Origin of the sequence: Streptomyces sp. NPDC092296, assembly GCF_044755465.1 — a bacterium.
GTDB lineage: Bacteria > Actinomycetota > Actinomycetes > Streptomycetales > Streptomycetaceae > Peterkaempfera.
The window spans coordinates 1,284,930-1,302,735 of sequence record NZ_JBIVRB010000001.1; the positions used below are offsets into that span (position 1 = coordinate 1,284,930).

The window sequence follows — 17,806 nt, forward strand, 5'->3', positions numbered from 1 at the left end:
GTTCACTCGTTCAGGTGGCACTCAGGCAAGTGACCGACGGTCTGTCAGTGGTCGGCCCTACCGTCATGGTGTCGGACCGAACAGGCGTCGGGGTGCGCCTCCTCGTGGGTCCGTGGCATGCGTGGTGGATACGGGCACGGGCGGTGCGGGTCGGCGGCGGTGCGGTGCGCGCCACGCCACGCCACGCACCGAGCGTGCCGTGGTGCTCGCCGGGCGTGTTCTCGCCACTCCCGCCCCGACCCCGGCACGTCTCCGGGCCCCGACGCGGGCCCCGCTCACGGAAGGACGTTCCCCCTCATGAGGGTGCTGCTGCTCGGCGCGGACGGCTTCATCGGCCGCCGCGTTGCCGACCGCCTGCTCACCGACCCCGAGTTGCAGGTCACCGTCCTCGGCCGCCGCGACACGGCGGACATCCGCTTCGACCTGGCCGCAGGCAGCCCGGGGGCGCTCTCCCGCTTCCTGGACGCGGTGATGCCACGGGTCATCGTCAACTGCGCCGGCGCCACCCATGGCAGCCCGCGCGCCCTGACCCGCAGCAACACGGTGGCCGTGGCCACGGTGTGTGAGGCCGTCCGGCGCAGCCACGACCCGGCCCGGCTGGTCCATGTGGGCTCCGCCGCCGAATACGGCCCGACCTCCATCGGCACCCCGATCCCGGAGAGCGCCGAGCCGCGCCCGATCGGCCCGTACGGGGTGACCAAGCTGGCCGGCAGCGAGCTGGTGCTCTCCTCCGGGCTGGACGCGGTGGTGCTGCGGGTCTTCGACGCGGTCGGGCCGGGGGTGCCCGCGGCCTCGCTCTTCGGCCGGCTGGCCGAGGGGCTGCGGCGGGCCGTGGAGCGGGGGGAGCCCCAGCTGCGCACCGCCGACCTGTCGGCCTTCCGCGACTTCGTGGACGTACGGGATGTGGCGCGGGCGGTGCAGTCGGCGGCCGTGTCGGCGGCCACCGGGGTGATCAACATCGGCAGCGGGGCGGCGGTGCGGGTCCGTGACGCCGCCCAGGCGCTGGTCCGGGTCTCCGGCTTCGAGGGCCGGCTGCTGGAGGAGAACCGCCCCGGGCTCCCGTTGCCCGCCCCGGCGCCGACCGTCGACGTACCGGGCGGCCATGAGCCCCGGCTGCCGGAGCCCCGCCCGCTCGCGGAGCCGGTCCTGTGGCGGCAGGCCGATGTGCGCACCGCCCGGGACCGGCTCGGCTGGCGCCCCCGGGTGCCGCTGGAGGAGTCGCTGTCCGACGTCTGGACGGAGGCCGCCTGCCGCATCTGACCAGGCCCCGGGCCGCCGACCGGGGGCGGCTCGGTCCACCATCCGGAGCCGAACGTCTCGCCTTTCGGACCGGGTGTCTCGGAATAAGGGCCGTCATGCCACTGTTGAGCTGGACAACAGACGAACTGACGACCATCGGAGTCCCCGTGTCGCTGCCACCCCTGGTCGAGCCGGCTGCCGAGCTCACCGTCGACGAGGTCCGCAGGTACTCCCGCCACCTGATCATTCCTGATGTCGGGATGGACGGGCAGAAGCGGCTGAAGAACGCCAAGGTGCTCTGTGTGGGCGCCGGCGGTCTCGGGTCGCCGGCGCTGCTGTACATGGCCGCGGCCGGTGTGGGCACGCTCGGCATCGTGGAGTTCGACGTCGTGGACGAGTCGAACCTCCAGCGCCAGGTGATCCATGGCCAGTCCGACATCGGGCGCTCCAAGGCCGAGTCGGCCCGCGACTCGGTCAAGGAGATCAACCCCCTGGTGAACGTGGTGCTCCACCAGGAGCGGCTGGACACCTCCAACGTCATGGAGATCTTCGACCAGTACGACCTGATCGTCGACGGCACCGACAACTTCGCCACCCGCTACCTGGTGAACGACGCGGCGGTGCTGCTCGGCAAGCCGTACGTCTGGGGTTCGATCTACCGCTTCGACGGCCAGGCCAGCGTCTTCTGGGCCGAGCACGGCCCCTGCTACCGCTGCCTCTACCCCGAGGCGCCGCCGCCGGGCATGGTCCCCTCCTGCGCCGAGGGCGGCGTGCTGGGCGTGCTCTGCGCGTCCATCGGCTCCATCCAGGTGAACGAGGCGATCAAGCTGCTGGCCGGCATCGGTGAGCCGCTGGTCGGCCGGCTGATGATCTACGACGCCCTGGAGATGCAGTATCGCACGGTCAAGGTCCGCAAGGACCCGGACTGCGCCCTCTGCGGTGCGAACCCCACCGTCACCGAGCTGATCGACTACGAGGCGTTCTGCGGCGTGGTGTCGGAGGAGGCCCAGGAGGCCGTCCTCGGCTCGACCATCACTCCCAAGCAGCTCAAGGAGTGGATCGACGACGGCGAGAACATCGACATCATCGATGTCCGCGAGCCCAACGAGTACGAGATCGTCTCGATCCCCGGCGCCCGGCTGATCCCGAAGAACGAGTTCCTGATGGGCGATGCCCTCCAGGACCTCCCGCAGGACAAGAAGATCGTCCTGCACTGCAAGACGGGTGTCCGCTCCGCCGAGGTGCTCGCGGTGCTGAAGGCCGCCGGGTTCTCCGACGCCGTGCACGTCGGCGGCGGCGTCGTCGGCTGGGTCAACCAGATCGAGCCGGAGAAGCCGATCTACTGATCCGCGCTCCCCGCAGCACCGGGGCCCGCCCTCCGCAACCGGAGGGCGGGCCCTCGCCCGTTCCGGGTTCTCCCGCATAATCACCCGGTGACCGCTCTCGCTCCCGCCGCCGCCCCGCCCACCGGCGCGGAGCCCCGCACCGCGCTGCTGCGCCGGGCGGCACCCGCCCTGCTGGGGTACGCGGCGGTGCGGCTGCTCGGCGTCGCGGTGCTGGCGCTCTGGGCCGGGGTGACCGGCAAGAGCCCGCACAAGCTGCTCTGCCTGCGCTGGGACTCCCTCTGGTACACCAGGGTGGCGGAGCACGGCTACGGCTACACGCTGCATCTGCCGGGTGGCCGGGTCCACTCCGACCAGGCGTTCTTCCCGCTGCTGCCCTGGCTGGAGCGGGGCGTCTCCGCCGTCACCCCGCTGCACCCGGCCGACGCCGGGCTCGCGGTCGGCTGGCTCTCCTCGCTCGCCGCCGCCTGGGGGATCTTCGCCGTCGGCGACCGGTTGCACGGCCGGCGGGTCGGTACCGCCCTGGTCGCCCTCTGGGCGGTGCAGCCCACCGGCATCGTCCAGTCGATGGCGTACACCGAGTCGCTGTTCACGGCGCTGGCCGCCTGGGCGCTGTACGCGCTGCTCCGCCGTGACTGGCTCTGGGCCGGCACCCTGGCCGCCCTCGCCGGGCTGACCCGGCCGGTGGGAGTCGCCGTCGTCGCGGCGGTCTGGCTGACCGCCGCCGCGCTCCTCCACCGCGACCGCCGCCGCCCCGGCGCCCGGCTGCTGCTCGGCCTGGCCGTCGCACCGCTGGGCTGGCTCGGCTACGTCGGCTGGGTGGGCGTGCGCACCGGCAACCCGCTCGGCTACCTGGACGTGCAGGGCGGCTGGGGCAACGGCTTCGACGGCGGCCTGGCCTTCGCCCGCTTCATCGGCGGCCAGCTGACCGCACCCCCGTACGTCGGCGGCCTCGGCCTGCTGGTCGCGGTCGGGCTGCTCGGCCGGCTCTACGCCCGCTGCGTACGGCAGCGCCAGCCGCTGCCGCTGCTGATCTACACGGCGGTGGTCCTCGCCCTGGCGCTGACCGGCGCCGGCTACTTCGGCTCCAAGCCGCGCCTGCTGCTGCCCGCCTTCCCGCTGCTGCTGCCGCTCGCCCTCGCGGTGGCCCGGCTGCGCCCGGTGCGCGCCGCCCTGCTCCTCACCGCCGTCGCCTTGGCCTCCGCCGCCTATGGCGCCTGCTGGCTGCTCGGCTCCGGCCCGCCGTGAGCTACAGCACGCCCTTGCGCTGGAGGCGGGTGAAGCAGGCCCAGCCGGGCAGCACCGGCAGCCAGAGGGTGAGAATCCGGTAGAGCAGCACGGCGGGCGTGGCGATGTCGGCCGGTACCTGGGCCAGCGCCCAGAGGGCGCCGATCAGGGCCCCTTCGATCGCCGCGACCCCGCCGGGCGTGGGCACCGCCGAGCCGACCGCGTTGGCCGTCAGGAAGACCACTGCGGCGGTCGCGATGCCCACCGAGCCGCCGAAGGCGCGGATCGAGGTGTAGAGGCAGGTCACGAACGCCATGTTGAGCAGCAGGATGCCGCCCAGACCGGTGACCAGCTTGGACGGCCGCTGCAGCAGGTCAAGCATCCGGGGGATGACCCCGGCGAGCAGCGACCGCAGCCGGGTGGCCACGAACCGCCGCAGCGGGGGGACGGCCGCGACGACCAGCGCCAGTACGGCTGCGGTCAGCAGACCGGCGATCACCGTCCGGGAGGGCGTCAGCTCCTCGGTCCGCTGGTTGCCGACGACGTAGCCGAAGGCGAACAGCAGCGAGATGTGCGAGGCGAGGGTAGCCAGCTGCGAGGCGCCGACGCTGGCCACCGCCTGGACCGGCCGTACGCCGGACTTCTGGAGGAAGCGGGTGTTGAGCGCCACCCCGCCGACCGCCGCCGGTGCCACCAGCTTCACGAACGAGCCGGCGACCTGGGCCAGCAGGGTGCTGCCGAACGAGAGCCGCTCGGGCACGAAGCCGATCAGGCTCATCGCCGCCGCGACGTAGCTGAAGACGGCGGCGGCCAGGGCGGCCAGCACCCAGGCCCAGTCCACGTCGGCGAAGTCGATCTGGGCGGCGGGGAACTTGGTGAGCAGGTAGTAAGCCGCGAAGGCCCCCGCCATGGCGGTGAGCAGCGTCTTGGGCTTGAGCCGCTCCAGCCGGACCGGCGCGACCGGCGCCTCCGGCACCATCTCCAGCACCTGCTCGCGGATGCGGGCCAGCAGGTCCCCGGTGTGGGCGGCCAGCTCGTCGTCCGCCTCGGCCTGGGTCTTCTCGCCGGAGGCGACCTGCGCGTCGGCCGCCGCCCTGGCCTCCGCCTTCCGCTTTCGGTTGAACTGCCGCAGGTCGACCCGGGTGGAGCGGCTGAGCCCGACCGGTTGCAGCAGTGGCAGCGCGGTGGCGACCCGGCGCGGGCCCAGCACTTGCGCGGCGCAGGCCACCGCCCGCTCCGCGCCGACCCGCAGCGCGAAGGTGGTGAGCAGCTGGGCCAGGTCCATGCGGAGCGCCAGGTCGCCGGAGGCGATGTCGCCGCCGGAGAGGTTGATCAGCCGACCGGGCTCGGTGGGCGGGCAGAGCAGCGACTCGCCGGTGAGCCGGCGGTGCGCGATCCGCCGGTCGTGCAGCGCCCGTACCGACTCCCAGAAGCTGACCTGCAACCCGTCGGTGACCTCCTGGTCCGGCAGCTCGTCCAGGGTGCGGCCGTCGATGTGCTCGTACACCAGGATCGCGGCGTCCGGGCCCAGCTCGGAGGTGGCCACCAGGTGCGGCGCCAGCGCTCCGGAGGCCGCGGCGGCGTAGGCGATCAGCGCCTCCTGCTCCAGCGCCTCGCGCAGCGACTGCGGGCTGCGCCGCACCGCGACCGCGCGCAGCTGGAGCCGCCGCCACAGCCGGTAGAAGAAGCCGGACGCCTGCTGTTCGCGGTCGATGACATGGACGTCGAGCGGTGGGGCGCCGTCGGCCTGCACCACGTAGTAGCGGCGGGTGTCGCCGGGGCCGGCCGGGGCGCGGTGGGCGGTCAGCGGCTGGAAGCCGACCTTGCGCAGGCCGAGCAGCAGGCTCTGGCCGGTCGGCCGGACGTTGGGGGAGCCGATGGTGTAGAGGGTGCCGTAGGCGACCGTCCAGCCGAGCAGCACGGTCAGCACCAGCGACAGCGGGGTGGTGTATCCGCTGATGAGTTCGGTGCCGCCGCTGATCACGACCACCGCCCACAGCGCGAACCGCCAGCGGGGCCGGCTCACCATGCCGACCGCCGTCATATAGGCGATCACCGGGGAGAGGTAGCCGTGCACCGGGTCGGTGAGGCTGCCGCCGGGCTGCGGGATGCGGGTGAGGGCGTTGCGGATGCTCTGGGTGGCGGCGTCGGCCACCCAGAGGTCGATGGCCAGTGACACTCCGTGCGCGAGTACGGCGGCGAGCACCCCGTCGGCCACCCGCAGGCCGTCGCGTTTGATCAGCCGCTCGATGGCGAAGGCGACCGGGACCACCAGCACCGCCACGCTGGACAGGAAACCCGCGACGGTGGTGAGGAAGCCGGGCACCTTGGTGGCGCCGACGGTGATGTCGTTCTCGATGCCGGTGGTGGTGTTCTGGGCGATGTTCGCCAGCACGAAGACCGCGATCACGCCGAGCAGCCCGGCGAAGAAGCGGATCAGGTCGGACGGGCGGTGCACCCGGGCGGCGAGCAGCGGTTCGTCGACCGAGACATGGCTGCCCGACGGCTGCTGCTCGGGCCGGGTCGGGTGGTCCGCCTTGACCAGCGAGACCTTCTTCGGATCGGGGCGTGCCGAGTCGGCGGCCGGAGACCCGGCCGCCGACTCGCCGGCCTCCGCACCGGTCTTCCCCGTCATCTGCTCGTTTCCTCGTATCACCAGTCACCGCCCCGGAAGATGGTGGCATGCCCGGACGGCGCGTGCAGGCCAGGGGGCGCAGCGACGGCGTGACATCCCTCGCACCGGGCTCTCCGGGAGGGCCGGTGCGGCAGAATCGCGAGGGTGACGGACGGTGTGGTGGACGGTACGGGGTCGGGCGAGCGGTCGGAGCTCCCGCCGTTCGCCGAGCGGGTGTTGGAGCTGACCGAGCGGGTCCCACCCGGCAAGGTGATGACGTACGGGGATGTCGCGGAGTTCCTGGAACAGGGCGGTCCGCGGCAGGTGGGCCGGGTGATGGCGCTCTACGGCGGCGGTGTGCCCTGGTGGCGGGTGGTGCGGGCGGACGGCTCACTGCTCCCCGGGCATGAGGCCAGGGCGCTGGCCCGCTACCGGGAGGAGGGCACCCCGCTGCGCTACCCGGGCGGGCGGCGGCCCGCTCCCGAGCGGGAGGGCGCCGACTGGGAGGACGCCGAGCGGGAGGGCGCCGAGGGGGCGGCCCCGGGCGGTCCGGAACCGGTACGGAGCCTGCCCCGGGTGGACATGGCGGCGGCCCGCTGGGACGGGCGATAGCGGCGCGGGCGCGCACCGGCCGCCGCACGCCGGGTAGTACGCTCACACCCCCACTCGAACGGGTGAGCGTTTCCGGAAGCGCCCACCCGGCCGGGAGTGACGGCGGAGGATCGTAGTCTCGATCCCTACGGCCCCCGCGAGCACCGGGTCCGTACCCGTACCACCACCGCAGCCCCACAGGAACCGCCCTTGACCTCGCCCGCCTCCCCGTACCGCCTGCTGCGCGCCCCGCTGGCGCAGTCGGCGCCGCCGGTGCTGGACGCCCACCAGCAGGCGGTCGCGGACCACACCGGCGGGCCGCTGCTGGTGCTCGCCGGGCCCGGCACCGGCAAGACCACCACGCTGGTGGAGGCCGTGGCGGGCCGGATCGCCCGGGGCACCGCCCCGGAGCGCGTCCTGGTGCTCACCTTCAGCCGCAAGGCGGCGGTGGAGCTGCGGGACCGGATGGCGGCCAGGCTCGGCAGTGCGGCCGGGCTGGGCGGTGCGGCCGGGCTCGGCGGCGCGGCCGGGCTGGGCGGTGCGGCCGGGCTCGGCGGCGCGGCCGGGCTGGGCGGCACTCCGCAGGCCACCACCTTCCACTCCTTCTGCTATGCACTGGTCCGCGCCCACCAGGACCCGGACCTCTTCGCCGACCCGGTGCGGCTGCTCTCCGGCCCCGAGCAGGACGTCATGGTGCGCGAGCTGCTGGCGGGCGACGCGGAGGACGCCCGGCGCGGCGAGGGCCGCATCGGCTGGCCGGACGAGCTGCGGGCCTGCCTCACCACCCGTGGCTTCGCGGACGAGGTCCGGGCGGTGCTGGCCCGCAGCCGGGAGCTGGCGCTCGACCCGGCCCGGCTGCGGCGGTTCGCCGCCCGCGACGGCCGGCCGGACTGGGCGGCCGCCGCCCACTTCTACGCCGAGTACCTGGACGTCCTCGACATGCAGGGCGTGCTCGACTACGCCGAGCTGGTCCACCGGGCCGTGCTGCTGGCCGAGCGCCCGGAGGTGGCCGCCGAGCTGCGCGGCCGCTATGAGGTGGTCTTCGTGGACGAGTACCAGGACACCGACCCCTCCCAGGTCCGGCTGCTGCGCGCGCTGGCCGGGGACGGGCGGGACCTGGTCGCCGTCGGTGACCCCGACCAGTCGATCTACGCGTTCCGGGGGGCCGACATCAACGGCATCCTGGACTTCCCGACCGCCTTCCCCCGGGCGGACGGCAGCCCCGCCGAGGTCAAGGTGCTGCGGGTCTCCCGCCGGGCCGGTTCTACGCTGCTCGCCGCCTCCCGCGAGCTGGCGCGGCGGATGCCGATGGGGCGGCTGCCCGCAGCGGCGCTGGCCGCGCACCGCACTCCCAGGGCGGCGCGCGACGGCGGCCGGATCGAGGTCTACACCTACCCCACCCCCGGCGCCGAGCTGGACGGCGTCGCCGACATCCTGCGCCGGGCCCACCTGGAGGACGGGGTGCCATGGGGGGAGATGGCCGTCCTGGTCCGGGCGGGCGGCCGGTCCATACCCGGCGTACGGCGGGCGCTCACCGCTGCGGGCGTACCGCTGGAGACCGACGGCGAGGACATCCCGCTGCGCGACGAGCCCGCCGTCGCCCCGCTGCTGCTGGCGCTGCGGGTCACCGCCCTCGCCGCCGCCCGCGCCAACCGCACCCTGGCCGCGCCGACCCCGGCCGAGCCGGGCCCACCCGAGCCCGGTGCGGCCCCCGACGTACCTGCGCCGGACGCCCCCGGGCTGGACGCCCCCGGGCCGGACGCCCCCGGGCCGGACGCCCCCGGGCCGGACGCCCTCGGGCCGGATGTACCTGGGCTGGACGCCCTCGGGCCGGACGTGCCTGGGCTGGACGCCCTCGGGCCGGACGCCCCCGGGCCGGACGCCCCCGGGCCGGCCGCCCCCGGGCCCGACGTACCGGAGCCGGACGCCCCCACCCCCGCGCCGACCGGTCGCGTCGGCGGCCAGGAGCCCGACCCGTTGACCGCCGAGGTCGCCCAGCTGCTGCTCACCGGCCCGCTCGGCGGCATGGACGGCTCCGACCTGCGCCGCCTGGGCCGGGCACTGCGCGAGGAGGAGCGGATCGCGCTGCGCGAGCGCGACGGCGACGCCCCCGCCGCCGTCCGCCCGGCCGACGAGCTGATCCGCGAGGCGCTGGCCGAGCCCGAGCGGCTGGTGGCCCTCGACCCCGCGTACGCCCGCCGCCCCCGCGAGCTGGGCATGCTGCTGCGCAAGGTGCGGGAGATGCTGGCCGGCGGCAGCACCGCCGAGGAGGCCCTGTGGGCGCTCTGGGAGAGTTCCACCCGCTGGCAGGAGCGGCTGGAGCGGGCCGCGCAGCGCGGCGGCCCGGCCGGCCGCAACGCCGACCGCGACCTGGACGCGCTGTGCGCCCTGTTCGAGGCCGCCGCCCGCGCCGAGGAGCGCACCGGCCACCGTGGCGCGCTCAACTTCCTGGAGGAGCTGGACGCCCAGGACATCGCGGCCGACACCCTCGCCGTCCGGGCCGTCCGCCCCGACGCGGTCCGGCTGATGACCGCCCACCGGTCCAAGGGACTGGAGTGGCGGCTGGTGGTGGTGGCCGGGGTGCAGGAGGGCCTCTGGCCGGACCTGCGGCGGCGCGGCTCGCTGCTGGAGGCGGACAGGATCGGCCGGGACGGCCTCGCCGCCCCCATGCCGCCCGGCGCCCTGCTGGCCGAGGAGCGGCGGCTGTTCTACGTCGCCGTCACCCGGGCCCGGGAGCGGCTGGTGGTCACCGCCGTCAAGGCGCAGTCCGAGGACGGCGACGAGCCGTCCCGCTTCCTGCGCGAGCTCTACCGCGAGGAGACCGACCGCTCCGGCCGGGTGCTGCGCCGGGTGCCGCCCGCCGTGGTGGAGGACGTCACCCACCGCCCGCGCCGCCCGCTGTCGGTCCCCGCCCTGGTGGCCGAGCTGCGCTCGGTCAGCGTGGACGCCACCGCCACCCCGGCGCTGCGCCGCGCCGCCGCCGACCGGCTGGCCCGGCTGGCGGCGGCCGTCGGCGAGGACGGCACACCGCTGGTCCCGGCCGCGCACCCCGAGCGCTGGTGGGGGCTGGAGGAGCCGACCGCCGCCGAGGTGCCGCTGCGCGACCCGGCCCGGCCGGTGCAGCTGTCCGGCAGCTCGGTGGAGCAGCTGCACGACTGCTCCCTCCAGTGGTTCCTGGACCGCGAGGTGCGGGCCCGTACGGCGTCCTCGACCGCGCAGGGCTTCGGCAATGTCCTGCATGTGCTGGCGGACGAGGTGGGTTCGGGCCGGACGCCGGCCGACCTTGAGGTGCTGATGGAGCGGCTGGACGGCGTCTGGGACGCCCTCGCCTTCGACGCGCCGTGGAAGTCGGAGCAGGAGAAGCGCGAGGCCAGGGCCGCGCTGGAGCGGTTCCTGCACTGGCACACCCTGGAGCGGGGCCGGGTGCCGGTGGCCACCGAGCACGGCTTCGACGTCACGCTGACGGTGGGGGAGCGGACGGTGGAGGTCCGGGGCAGCATGGACCGCGTCGAGCGGGACGCGGCCGGGCTGGCCTACGTGGTGGACTTCAAGACCGGCCGGTCCGCCCCGACCGCCGCCGCCGTGGCCGACCATCCGCAGCTGGCGGTGTACCAGCTGGCGGTGCGCGAGGGCGCGTTGGACGGCCTGCCCGCCTTCGACGGTACGCCCGCGCGCCCCGGCGGCGCCGAGCTGGTGCAGCTGCGCGAGTCGCCCAAGGGCAAGGGCGCCGATCCGCTGGGCCCCAAGGTGCAGGCCCAGGAGGCGCTGCCCGCCGAGCCGTTGATCGAGCAGTTGCTCGCCCAGGCGGCCGGCCGGGTGCTGGACGAGCGGTTCACCCCCGGCCCGGGGGCGGGCTGCGACCGGTGCTCGTTCCGTCGCAGTTGCTCGGCCCGGTCCGAGGGCCGACAGGTCATCGAATGACTTTCGAATGAGCGCAAGCCCGATCCGCCCGCTGCGGTGAGCTGTTAGCGTCTCGCGGGATCCGGAGAAGCCATATCTTCGGACAGCTTACGGATCGGATCACCATATATGCGTACCACCCGCCTACTCGCCGGCGCGCTCGCCTGCGCCACCGCAGTGGCCTGCCTGGCAGGTTGCAGCGACGACAAGAAGTCCACCACCGCCACCCCGTCCGCCGGCAGCTCCGCCTCGGGGAGCAACGCGGAGGAGACCGAGGCGGCCGAGTCGGCCCTCGAAGCGCTGCCCCCTGCGGAGATCACCGCCAAGGCCAAGGCGGCCCTGCTGCAAGCGGCGTCGCTGACCATGGAGCTGGACGTCTCCTCCGGTAGCCAGGGCGTCAAGGGCAAGCTGTCGATGGACAAGTCCGGGCACTGCTCCGGCACCATGTCGACCGGTGGCGGCTCGGCCGAGATCCTCAAGTCGGGCGACACCTCCTGGGTCAAGCCCGACGCCGGCTATCTGAAGATGATGGACAGCAAGGCGGCCGCCAAGGTCAAGCTGGGCCAGTACATCAAGGGCGGCGGCGACGACGACCTGGTGTCCTTCTGCGACATGACCGGGTTCGCCGAGGAGATCCCCGACGGCAGCGTCGGCAACGAGGTCACCAAGGTCGGCACCGAGACCGTGAACGGCGCCCGCGCGGTGGTGCTCAGCACCACGGCGGACGACGGCCAGACCTCGATCTACGTCGCGACCGAGGGCATCCCCTACCCGCTGAAGATGATCCACAAGGGCGACACCACCGCGACCGTGACCCTCAGCGACTTCGGCAAGTCGGTGACGGTCAAGGCCCCGCCCGCCGACCAGGTCATCGACTCCTCGCAACTCAAGGACTGACGGGCACACTCGGGAACTGGCGGCGAACTCAAGGATTGACGGGCAAACTCAAGGACCGACCGGTCAACTCAAGGGCTGACGGCCCCATGAACTGACCTGTCCTGTTCAAGGAGTGGGCGATCGGAGCAACTGTCCGAGCCTCCGGTTACCGTTGCTCGGGTGTCCGCCGCCATCACCAGCCCCGAGCAGCTCAAGGAGCTCCTCGGCATACCCTTCACCGCCCAGCAGGTGGCCGCGATCACCGCGCCGCTCGCTCCGGCGGTGATCGTCGCGGGCGCCGGGTCCGGCAAGACCACCGTGATGGCCGCCCGGGTGGTGTGGCTGGTGGGCCGGGGGCTGGTCCGCCCCGAACAGGTGCTCGGCCTCACCTTCACCAACAAGGCGGCCGGCGAGCTCTCCGAGCGAGTGCGTGTCGCACTGGCGCGGGCCGGAGTGTCCGGCGGCACCGATCCCGGCGCGGACGGCGATGTGTTCGGCGAGCCCGAGATCTCCACGTACCACGCCTTCGCCGGTCGGCTGATCAAGGAGCACGGCCTGCGGATCGGCATCGAGCCGGACGTACGGCTGCTGGCCGACGCCACCCGCTACCAGCTGGCCGCCCGGGTGCTGCGCGCCGCCCGTGGCCCGTACCGCGCACTCACCGGCAGCGTCTCCACCCTGGTCACCGAGCTGCTGGCCCTCGACGGCGAGCTGGCCGAGCACCTGGTGCCGCCGGAGCGGCTGCGCACCCATGACACCGACCTGCTGGACGAGCTGGCCGATGTCCGGCTCAGCAACGACGACCTGCGCAAGGTGCCGGAGGCCGCCCGGGGCCGGCTGGAGCTGCTGGGCCTGGTCGAGGACTACCGGCGGCGCAAGCAGGCCGCCGGGCTGATGGACTTCGGTGACCAGATCGCCGCCGCCGCCACCCTGGCCCAGTCCCGGCCCGAGGTGGGCGCCCTGCTGCGCGACCAGTTCCGCGTGGTCCTGCTGGACGAGTACCAGGACACCTCGGTCGCCCAGCGACTGCTGCTGGCCGGCCTCTTCGGCCGTGGCCCCGGCAGCGACGGCGGCCACCCGGTCACCGCCGTCGGCGACCCCTGCCAGGCCATCTACGGTTGGCGCGGCGCCTCGGTGGCCAACCTCGACGAGTTCCCCGCGCACTTCCCGCACGCCGACGGTCGGCCCGCGCTGCGCCACTCGCTCAGCGAGAACCGCCGCAGCGGCGGCCGGCTGCTGGCGTTCGCCAACGACCTCGCGGCGCCGCTGCGCGAGATGCACGAGGGCGTCGAGGCACTGCGCCCGGCCCCCGGCGCCGAGCACGACGGCTTCGCCCGCTGCGCCCTGCTGCCCACCCACGCCGAGGAGATCGACTGGCTGGCCGACTCGCTCGCCCACCTGGTGCGCACCGGCACCCCGCCCGGCCGGATCGCGGTGCTCTGCCGGGGCGGCGCCGCCTTCCCCGACATCCACGCCGCGCTGGTGGCCCGCGAGGTGCCGGTCGAGGTGGTCGGCCTGTCCGGGCTGCTGCACCTGCCCGAGGTCGCGGACCTGGTCGCCACCTGCGAGGTGCTCCAGGACCCGACGGCCAACGCCGCGCTGGTCCGGCTGCTGATCGGCCCCCGCTGGCGGATCGGCCCGCGCGATCTGGCGCTGCTCGGCCGCCGGGCCCGCGATCTGGTCCGGGTGGACCGGGGCGGCGCCCCGGCCGACCGGCTGGCGGACGCGGTCGCGGAGGCCGACCCCACCGAGGTGGTCTCGCTGGCGGACGCGCTGGAGACCTTTCTGCACCCCGGCTCGGTGGCCGCCGAGGACGAGCTGCCGTTCTCCGCCGAGGCCCGGGTGCGCTTCGCCCGGCTGGCCCGCGAGATCCGCGAGCTGCGCCGCTCACTGGCCGACCCGCTGATGGACGTGCTGCACCGGGTGCTGGCCACCACCGGCCTGGACGTCGAGCTGGCCGCCTCCCCGTACGCGCTGGCCGCCCGCCGCCGGGAGACCCTGCATGCCTTCCTGGACGTCGCCGCCTCCTTCGCGGATCTGGACGGCGACCCCTCGCTCGGCGCCTTCCTCGGCTTCCTGCGCGCGGCACAGGAGTACGACCGTGGCCTCGACCAGGCACTCCCCGGCGGCGAGGACACCGTCAAGGTGCTCACCGCCCATCGCTCCAAGGGCCTGGAGTGGGATGTGGTCGCGGTGCCCGGCCTGGTCAAGGACGCCTTCCCCAGCAGCAAGGCGCGCGAGCGCTGGACCAGCCGCAGGCAGGTGCTGCCGCACGAGCTGCGCGGCGACGCCGCCACCCTGCCCGCCGCCCCGCGCTGGAACCCGCAGGGGATGAAGGACTTCGCCGCCCAGTTGAAGGAGCAGACGGCCACCGAGGAGCTGCGGCTCGGCTATGTCGCCTTCACCCGCCCCCGCGGCCTGCTGCTGGCCTCCGGGCACTGGTGGGGGGCGGGCCGCAAGCGGCCGACCGGGCCCTCCGACTTCCTGGTGCGGCTGCGCGAGCACTGCGAGCGGCCGGGCGGCTTCGGGGAGGTCGAGGCGTGGGCCGACCCGCCGGAGCAGGACGCGGCGAATCCCGCGCTGGCGGTCACCACCGAGACACCCTGGCCGCTGCCGCTGGACCCGGCGGCCCAGCACGCCCGCCGACTGGCCGCCCACGCCGTCCGCGCCCGGCTGGAGGGGCGGCCGCCCGCGCAGCCCGCGCCCGCGCTGCTCCCGGAGGAGCGCCGGCAGGTGGAGTCCTGGGACCGCGATCTGGACGCCCTGCTCGGTGAGCTGGAGCGCTCCCGGCGGGCGGTACGGGAGGTGCCGCTGCCCGCCGCCCTGTCGGCCTCGCAGCTGATGCGGCTGGCCGCCGACCCGGACGGCTTCGCCCGCGAGCTGGCCCGGCCGATGCCCCGGCCGCCGCAGCCCGCCGCCCGGCGCGGCACCCGCTTCCATGCCTGGGTGGAGTCCCGGTTCGAACCGCTGATGCTGATCGAACCGGATGCGCTGCCCGGCGCCGAGGACGACGGCATCGAGGACGAGCGGGACCTGGCCCGGCTCAAGGACGCCTTTCTGCGCACCCCGTACGCGCACCGCACGCCCTACCGGGTGGAGGCGCCGTTCCAGCTGCTGCTGGCCGGGCGGGTGGTGCGCGGCCGGATCGACGCGGTGTACCGGCTGGACGGGGGCGACGCAATGTCACCGCACCGGCCGCGCTACGAGGTCGTGGACTGGAAGACCAACCAGCGGGAGACCGCCGACCCGCTCCAGCTGGCGATCTACCGGCTGGCGTGGGCGGAGCAGCAGGGGCTGCCGCCGGAGCAGGTCACGGCGGCGTTCCTCTACGTACGCAGCGGCCGGGCGGAATATCCGACAGAACTTCCCGATCGAACAGCATTGGAACGCATCCTGACCGGGAACAGTGATGAATAGGTCACAGAGCGCACCCAAGTCGTCACGAAGACGTGAGATACCTGTGCGGCTTGCGTTTTTCGTGCCTATTGTGGGGTCGGTAACCGGTCACCCCCGCGCCCCGGCCGTCTGCTTGACCCTGCCCTAACCCTCAGTCACCGCCGTAGGGCGTTTCCCGCTGGAGAATCCGACGTTGAGCGTGACCGGGCGGCTCCGCCGCCTCAAGCAGCTGCTCGCCGGGGGCTGGTCCCGGACAGCTCTGACCCTGCCGTTCCTCGCCCTGCTGCTCATCGTCGCGCTGGACTGGTTCAGCAAGACCGAGGTGACGGTGGAGCCGGCGCTCACCTCCGCCCCGGCGCTGGCCGCCGTGGTCTGCCGCCGCACCTGGTACCCGCTGCTGGTCGGCGTGGTCACCGTGGGCGCCGCCTTTGTGATGGCGGCGTACAACGGGCGGCTGGACGAGTCGGTGCACACCGCGAGCGTGCTGGCGATCGTGCTGGTCAGCGTGATCGGCTGGATCAGCGCGGTGCTGCGGATGCGGCAGGAGCGGGCGCTGGCCGACGCCCGGCTGGTGGCCGAGGTCGCGCAGCGGGTGCTGCTGCGCTCGGTCCCCGACCGGGTCGGCAGCGTCCGCGCCGCCGTCCACTACGCCGCCGCTGCCGCCCATGCCCGGATCGGCGGTGACCTGTACGAGGTGGTGAACACCCGGCACGGGGTGCGGGCCGTCGTCGGTGACGTACGCGGCAAAGGGCTCGGCGCGGTGGAGACGGCGGCGGCCGTGCTCGGCGCGTTCCGGGAGGCCGCGCACCAGGAGCAGGCGCTCGACCGGGTCGCCGCCTGGCTGGCCGACAGCCTGGACCGCTCGCTGCGGGAGAACGGCCACGACGGGCTGGGCGAGGAGTTCGTCACCCTGGTGCTGATCGGCGTCGGCCCGGACGGCATGGCCGAGATCGTCAACTGCGGCCATCCGGCGCCGGTGCTGCTCCGCGACGGTGAGCTGCCACGGCTGCTGGAGCCGTCCTCCCCGGTGCCGCCGCTGGGCGTGCTGCCGCCGGAGTCCGTCCGCCCGCCGGTGCGGCGGGCGCCCGTGCTGCCGGGGGACCGGGTGCTGCTCTACACCGACGGCGTGATCGAGGCCCGCGACCGGGCCGGGACCTTCTACCCGCTGCTGGAGCGCCTCCCCGACTGCGCGAAAGCCGGCGCACCCGCCGATGTGCTGGACCGCCTCCACCTGGACGTGGTCCGGCACGTCGGGCGGCAGCTCGGTGACGACGCGGCGATGCTGCTGCTCCAGTACGAACCGGCGGCACTGCCGGAGCAGCTGCCGCGACCCAACGGCCAGGTGCCGCAGCGCGGCTGAGGTATGCCGGGGGCTGTGGTCTTGCGCGCGGTCGGGTGTACGGCTGCCGGGTGGTCGGGTATCCGGCGGCCGCCCGGGTCAGAGATCGACTTCGACCAGCAGGGGGCGGTGGTCGGAGATGGGTGCGCGGGGGGTGTGTACGCCGCCGACCGCGCCGGGGCGTACGCCGACCGCGAGGACGTGGTCGAACTGGACGGTCGGCCGGTGTGACGGATAGGTGGCCGTACGGGCCAGGTCGCGCCAGCCGCGCAGCCGGTCGTTCGGCTGCCGGGGGACGCGGCGGACCCGCAGCCGGGTGTGGGCGCCGCGCTCCAGACGGGCCCGCCGGGCGTCGCGCAGTCCCAGCCGGCGGCGCGTGCCCCGGACCCGGGTGGCGCGCCCCGGCCCGCGCGCCGGGTCCTCGGCGGCCTCCCCGCCCGCCGTCCCGGCGCCCGCAGCGGCCGGGTCCGCCGTCGGCAGCGGCGCGTACACCGGCGCGCGCAGCGGCGACTGCGCCGCCGTCCGCCGCCCGCGCCGGGGCGCCCGGGTCACGCCGTCCATCACCGCCGCACCGCCCAGCACGGTGCGCGGTACCGCGCCCACCAGGTTGAAGTCGCCCAGCAGCAGATACGGGCGGGGCAGATCCGCGATCCAGCGGCGGATGCCGGCCAGCTGGGCGACGTTCCAGCCCGGGACGAACGACAGATGGGTGGCCACCGCCGTGAACAGCCCCCGGTCGCCCTCCAGTACGGCGGCCAGCGCGGCCCTCGGCTCGTCGGGGACGGGGGTCAGCCCCCGCCGCCCGGCCACCCGCAGCGGCAGCCCGAACGGCGCGGGCGAGAACCGCCGGGCCCGCCAGTGGTGCACCGGGAGCCGGGTGAGCAGCGCGGTGCCGTACGCCGGCTGCCCGGTGCCGGTGCCGGCCTCGGCCGGTCCGTACACCCGGAAACCCGTGGCCGACGCGTCCGGCAGCCAGCCGGAGACCGGCGCCGGGCGGCCGTGCAGCGCGGCGGCGAACCGCCAGTCGGCGGCGCCCATCGCCGCGGCGGCGGCGGCGGTCTGGTCCACCAGACCGGAACGCTCCTGGTAGCGGTCGACCTCCTGCATGGCCAGCACATCGGCGTCCAGCGCGGCCACCGCCTCGGCCAGCGCGGCGGCGGCCGCCGCCGGGTCGGCGGGCTCCGGCGGGAAGGGCAGCGGGGCGCCGTCCGGCGCCAGCGGTTGGCCGTGCAGCAGATTGAAGGTGGCGATGCGCAGCTGGCTCACACCGCGACCGTACCG

10 protein-coding genes are annotated in these 17,806 nt (G+C 74.8%); 8 read left to right on the forward strand and 2 right to left on the reverse strand.

Annotated elements, in window-relative coordinates; all coding sequences use genetic code 11:
• The first annotated feature begins 297 nt into the window (after window positions 1–297).
• The 3 genes from ACIQGZ_RS06000 to ACIQGZ_RS06010 all read left to right on the forward strand — a co-directional run bounded on the left by ACIQGZ_RS06000 (window position 298) and on the right by ACIQGZ_RS06010 (window position 3,830).
• Entirely contained in the window at window positions 298–1,260 is a 963-nt protein-coding gene (locus tag ACIQGZ_RS06000) for an NAD-dependent epimerase/dehydratase family protein (RefSeq protein ID WP_402599604.1), read from the forward strand.
• Between the two features lie 146 nt (window positions 1,261–1,406).
• Window positions 1,407–2,585 (forward strand): adenylyltransferase/sulfurtransferase MoeZ, encoded by a 1,179-nt coding sequence (gene moeZ, locus ACIQGZ_RS06005; RefSeq protein WP_402599605.1) that lies wholly within the window; start codon window positions 1,407–1,409, stop codon window positions 2,583–2,585.
• Window positions 2,586–2,672: 87 nt separating this feature from the next.
• Window positions 2,673–3,830 carry a hypothetical protein gene (locus tag ACIQGZ_RS06010; protein ID WP_402599606.1) on the forward strand — a complete coding sequence of 386 codons (1,158 nt, stop codon included), beginning with the start codon at window positions 2,673–2,675 and terminating at the stop codon, window positions 3,828–3,830.
• 1 nt (window position 3,831) lies between these two features.
• On the opposite strand, the gene ACIQGZ_RS06015 is transcribed toward ACIQGZ_RS06010, so the two are convergent.
• Entirely contained in the window at window positions 3,832–6,444 is a 2,613-nt protein-coding gene (locus ACIQGZ_RS06015; RefSeq protein ID WP_402599607.1) for a lysylphosphatidylglycerol synthase domain-containing protein, read from the reverse strand.
• Between the two features lie 144 nt (window positions 6,445–6,588).
• On the opposite strand from ACIQGZ_RS06015, the gene ACIQGZ_RS06020 reads away from it, so the two are divergent.
• The 5 genes from ACIQGZ_RS06020 (at window position 6,589) to ACIQGZ_RS06040 (ending at window position 16,546) form a co-directional block, all read left to right on the forward strand.
• Window positions 6,589–7,035 (forward strand): MGMT family protein, encoded by a 447-nt coding sequence (locus tag ACIQGZ_RS06020; protein WP_402599608.1) that lies wholly within the window; start codon window positions 6,589–6,591, stop codon window positions 7,033–7,035.
• Window positions 7,036–7,224: 189 nt separating this feature from the next.
• Window positions 7,225–10,935, forward strand: coding sequence for a UvrD-helicase domain-containing protein (locus ACIQGZ_RS06025; protein WP_402599609.1), 3,711 nt, complete (start codon window positions 7,225–7,227; stop codon window positions 10,933–10,935).
• A 108-nt stretch (window positions 10,936–11,043) separates the two neighbouring features.
• On the forward strand, window positions 11,044–11,811 hold the full coding sequence (locus tag ACIQGZ_RS06030) for a hypothetical protein (RefSeq protein WP_402599610.1): 768 nt from the start codon (window positions 11,044–11,046) through the stop codon (window positions 11,809–11,811).
• 159 nt (window positions 11,812–11,970) lie between these two features.
• The gene (locus ACIQGZ_RS06035; RefSeq protein WP_402599611.1) at window positions 11,971–15,207 is read left to right on the forward strand and encodes a UvrD-helicase domain-containing protein; all 3,237 of its coding nucleotides are present in this window, start codon (window positions 11,971–11,973) and stop codon (window positions 15,205–15,207) included.
• A 178-nt stretch (window positions 15,208–15,385) separates the two neighbouring features.
• Window positions 15,386–16,546 (forward strand): PP2C family protein-serine/threonine phosphatase, encoded by a 1,161-nt coding sequence (locus ACIQGZ_RS06040; protein ID WP_402599999.1) that lies wholly within the window; start codon window positions 15,386–15,388, stop codon window positions 16,544–16,546.
• Between the two features lie 78 nt (window positions 16,547–16,624).
• On the opposite strand, the gene ACIQGZ_RS06045 is transcribed toward ACIQGZ_RS06040, so the two are convergent.
• Complete coding sequence (locus ACIQGZ_RS06045) at window positions 16,625–17,791, reverse strand: endonuclease/exonuclease/phosphatase family protein (protein WP_402599612.1); 1,167 nt, start codon at window positions 17,789–17,791, stop codon at window positions 16,625–16,627.
• Window positions 17,792–17,806 lie beyond the last annotated feature (15 nt).

Coding starts and splice junctions, on each gene's coding strand:
- ACIQGZ_RS06000 (WP_402599604.1), top strand. CDS start 298: ATGAGGGTGCTGCTGCTCGGCGCGGACGGCTTCATCGGCCGCCGCGTT.
- ACIQGZ_RS06015 (WP_402599607.1), bottom strand. CDS start 6,444: ATGACGGGGAAGACCGGTGCGGAGGCCGGCGAGTCGGCGGCCGGGTCT.
- ACIQGZ_RS06030 (WP_402599610.1), top strand. CDS start 11,044: ATGCGTACCACCCGCCTACTCGCCGGCGCGCTCGCCTGCGCCACCGCA.